Raw genomic sequence first — 4,034 nt, forward strand, 5'->3', positions numbered from 1 at the left:
GTGGTTGAATTCGGTGAAGGTGAAAGCCTACACGGAAAAATCAAGGCGTTTTTAGAAGCGCAGCCCGCTATCGTTGAATTTAACGAAGTGGCTACCAAAGAAAATGCCACAACCGCAGAAGATGGCACGGTGGAATACGCCGAAGGCACAAGCGCTGAGTCCATTGATATGGACAAGAAAGTCCGCGCTTATATGAAAGAACACAATGTGGGCTACACAACCGCATTTAACGCAATCACTCAATAAGGAGCAAATGCATGACTGATTTATCAAAACAACGCGTAGTTGACCCGGTATTAACGGCGCTCGCACAAGGTTATTACAACGGCAACATGATTTCTGAAGTGTTGTTCCCTATCGCTGAAACGCAAAAAGAAGGTGGCAAAATCCCTACATTCGGTCGCTTAGCGTTCCGTTTGCAAACCACCAAGCGTGAGCTTCGTGCAGCATCAAATCGTTTAACGCCGGAAGACATTGGTTCATTGACCGTTGTTTTAGAAGAAAACGACATCGAATACCCAATCGACATCCGCGAAGTGAATGAAACCGAAGGTGTTTATCCATTACGCCAATATGCAACCGGTGTGACACAAGATGTCATCGCACTCGGTCGTGAAAAAGCTTGTGCGGACTTAGCTTTAAACGAAGCGAATTACGAAACCACAAACAAAGTAACCTTAAGCGGCACGTCTCAATTTACCGACCCTAATTCAGACCCTATTGGTGTGATTAAAACCGGTATTCGTGCAATTAAACGCACCACTGGCCGTAAACCAAACGTTTGTGCAATTTCCGGTGACGTGTGGGAAGTGTTAAGCGAACACCCGAAAGTATTAGAAAAAATCAAATACGTGGCGACTGCCGTATTAACACCGGAAGACTTTGCAAAATTAATCAAAGTAGATCGCGTTGTTGTGGGTGAAGCGGTGCATGAACAAGCTGGCGAATTAAAAGATATTTGGTCGAAAGCGATTGTGTTGGCTTATGTTGCGCCGGCATCAAAAGAGCAAAAACAAAATATCTACGAACCATCATTTGGTTATACCGTCCGCCGCAAAAACGGCTTATATGTAGATACTTACGCCGAAGTAGGTGGCAAAGTTGAAATCGTTCGCACGACCGATATCAATAAACCATACATCGTGGGTAAATCTGCTGGTTACTTAATCAAAGGTTGTATTTAACCCCAATTTGAACCGCATTTAAACGCGATTTAAGTGCGGTTTAATTTCAACTTATTTTAAGGGCGAATTATGTCAGATAAACAAAAAACGGCATTTTTAGTCGCAGCGGCGATGGCAATTTTACACAACGGCAAGCGATATGAGCAAAACGATGTGATTGAGCTTACCGAAGAAGAAGCCGACAAGCTCGCGATTTACATTAAGCCGGCCGAAACTAACAGCGAGCAACGCGAGCAAGCTGAACAAACCGCAAGTGATGAATTAACTGCTGCTGAACAGGTTGAAAGCGATGCGGAAGAAGCGGCGGCTGAAACGTCTGCAGAAGAAGCGGCGGCTGAAACGTCTGCAGAAGAAGCGGCTGCTGAAACGTCTGCGGAAGAGCCAGGCGAAGAAGCTGGCGAAACAACAAAATCAAGCAAAGGTAAAAACAAGTAATGTATATCACGGCACAAGATTTAGAAGATGTGATGAGCGAAAGTACGCTAATCGCCCTATCAAATGATACATCACGCGCAACTACCGCAAATCAGATGACATTGGATAAGGCTTGCGAATACGCCACGGAAACCGTGGACGGCTATTTGCGCTCGCGTTACGTCTTGCCATTAAGTCAAGTGCCGACCTTGGTACGCAATATTTGTTTGCAAATCGCACGTCATTGGTTGTATTCCCGCCGTCCTGACGGTAAAGGGTTTCCGGACAATGTTCGCGAAACTCACGCACAAGCCTTGAAAGACCTGGAACGGATTCAAAACGGCAAACTGCATCTCGGTCTAGCGGAAATCGGGAGTGCGGCCGATGACAACTACCCAAGCGCGCTGAAATTCAACACACGCGCGCCACAGAAGCTCGATTTAACAGGATATTAATATGAGTGCAACGCTGCCGATTTTAGAAAGCATACAGCAACGGATAGCCGATAAAACGGACAAGTTCAGCATTGAGTTATTTCCTGACGATTTGGAGCACTACAATCTCACAGACGAATTCGGTGCTGTTTTGGTGCAATACGCTGGGTCGAAGTTTGAAAGCATCGACAGTGTGGATGTCATCCAGCAACGCCGCGTTGTTATGGTTGCGCTTACTGTGATTGCTCGAAGTCAGCATGACGACCACGGGGCAATCGAAATGTTAGACCAGCTCCGCTTGGCAATAGTTGGGTTTAAACCAACTAACTGCACAGCGTGTAGCTTAGTGAGTGAAGAGTTTGGCGGCGAGTCAGACGGTCTTTGGCAGTATCAGCTTTTGGTGCAGACCGAAACATGGCAAGTAGAGCTTTGCGAACCAAGCAATTTACCTAAATTTATCACCGCACGCTATCGCCGTGCGGATAAACATAATCCCAAACAACCATAGGAGAAAATTATGGCATTCCATCACGGGACGAAAACAATTCGCGTAGCAGGCGGTTCTGTTGCGGTGGAAACTGTCGACGGTGCAATTATTGGTATCGTTGGTACAGCACCTGTCGGCGCGGTGAATGAATTGACTGTATGTCAAACGACCAAAGATTTTTCAAAATTTGGCGTAATCTTAGGCAAGGGCTTCACGCTCCCTGATGCGTTTGATGTTTTATCTCGCTATTCGGCGGGTAAAGTGTATGTGGTCAATGTTTTAGATCCAGCAAAACACAAAACAAGCGTTACTGATGAGGTATTAACGCAAGACGATAACACCTTGCGCGCTAAAACTGAGCATCCTGGTCTTTTAAATTTAACCTTAACCGCAGACAGCGCTTTAACTGAAGGCAGCGATTATGCAGTAGATTTGCAAACGGGTGAAATTACTCTAAAAGCAAAACACGAAACATTAAAAGCGACGTATGAATACGCCGACCCAACAAAAGTGACGGAAGATGACATCAAAGGTGGTATTGATTCTGCAACCGGTAAACGCCAAGGATTTGAGTTATTGCGCGACGGCTTTAACTTATACGGCGCTGATGCGAAGATTTTAATCTGTCCTGAGTTTGATAAGACAGCAAGCTGTGCGGCTGCTTTAACAACGCTCGCAGAACAACTGAAAGCGGTGGCTTATGTGCAATTACCAAAAGGCACAAGTCTTTCTGATGCAATCAAAGGCCGTGGCCCATTGGGTACAATCAACGCGTCTGCAAGCACTGAGCGCGCTCGCCACTTCTTCCCTTATGCTATCGGGTCAAGCAATACGTTGGAAAGCCTTGCGGTGCATGCGGCTGGCTTGCGAATGAAAACCGATACCGAAAACGGGTACTGGTTCTCTACATCAAACCGCCCATTGCAAGGTGTGATTGGCATGGAAATTCCACTGACTGCACGTGTTGATGATGAACAATCAGAGACCAACCAGTTAAATGCGGTGGGTATTACAACCATTTTCAATAGCTTCGGTACAGGTTTCAGATTATGGGGTAACCGCTCATCAAATTATCCGACCGTAACGCATATCATCAACTTTGAAACCGCGCTTCGCACCGGTGACTTAATTGATGAAAGCATCCGCCGCACAGAGTTGCAATTTATTGACCGTCCAATCGACGATGCATTAATTGACAGCTTGCTTGAAACGGTAGATACCTATTTGCGTGCGCTTCCGAGTATTGTGGGCTACAGCGTAAGTCTTGATTATGACACTGATTTAGTTGATGAATTCAGTAAAGGTCACGTGCCGTTAGTGTATGAATACACCCCTAAACTTCCAGCGGAGTTGATTTCTAACAAGTCCGTCATGACCCGTAAATACTTAGTGAATTTAGTTTCACAACGCTAAGGAGTAAAAACCGATGAGTATTTCTATTAATCAAATCGTCAACGGCAACGTGTATATTAACGGCAACAGTCAAATGGGACGCGCGAATGAAGTAAAAATCCC

At 45.6% G+C, this 4,034-nt stretch carries 5 protein-coding genes and 1 pseudogene; all 6 read left to right on the forward strand.

What is annotated here, in order from left to right; genetic code table 11:
• Nucleotides 1–246: pseudogene (locus DPV85_RS09655) on the forward strand (peptidase); the annotation flags it as partial.
• An 11-nt stretch (nucleotides 247–257) separates the two neighbouring features.
• Complete coding sequence (locus tag DPV85_RS09660) at nucleotides 258–1,184, forward strand: hypothetical protein (RefSeq protein WP_111327852.1); 927 nt, start codon at nucleotides 258–260, stop codon at nucleotides 1,182–1,184.
• Nucleotides 1,185–1,253: 69 nt separating this feature from the next.
• Entirely contained in the window at nucleotides 1,254–1,619 is a 366-nt protein-coding gene (locus DPV85_RS09990) for a DUF7210 family protein (RefSeq protein ID WP_207798048.1), read from the forward strand.
• Entirely contained in the window at nucleotides 1,619–2,053 is a 435-nt protein-coding gene (locus DPV85_RS09670; protein ID WP_111327853.1) for a gp436 family protein, read from the forward strand. Before DPV85_RS09990 ends, DPV85_RS09670 begins: the two co-directional genes overlap by 1 nt.
• A gap of 1 nt (nucleotide 2,054) precedes the next feature.
• A complete protein-coding gene (locus DPV85_RS09675) occupies nucleotides 2,055–2,540 on the forward strand; it encodes a Gp37 family protein (RefSeq protein ID WP_111327854.1) in 486 nt (161 codons plus the stop codon).
• A 9-nt stretch (nucleotides 2,541–2,549) separates the two neighbouring features.
• Nucleotides 2,550–3,932, forward strand: coding sequence for a phage tail sheath family protein (locus DPV85_RS09680; protein ID WP_111327855.1), 1,383 nt, complete (start codon nucleotides 2,550–2,552; stop codon nucleotides 3,930–3,932).
• Nucleotides 3,933–4,034 lie beyond the last annotated feature (102 nt).

The organism is Haemophilus parainfluenzae, from assembly GCF_003252725.1.
GTDB classification, from domain to species: domain Bacteria; phylum Pseudomonadota; class Gammaproteobacteria; order Enterobacterales; family Pasteurellaceae; genus Haemophilus_D; species Haemophilus_D parainfluenzae_L.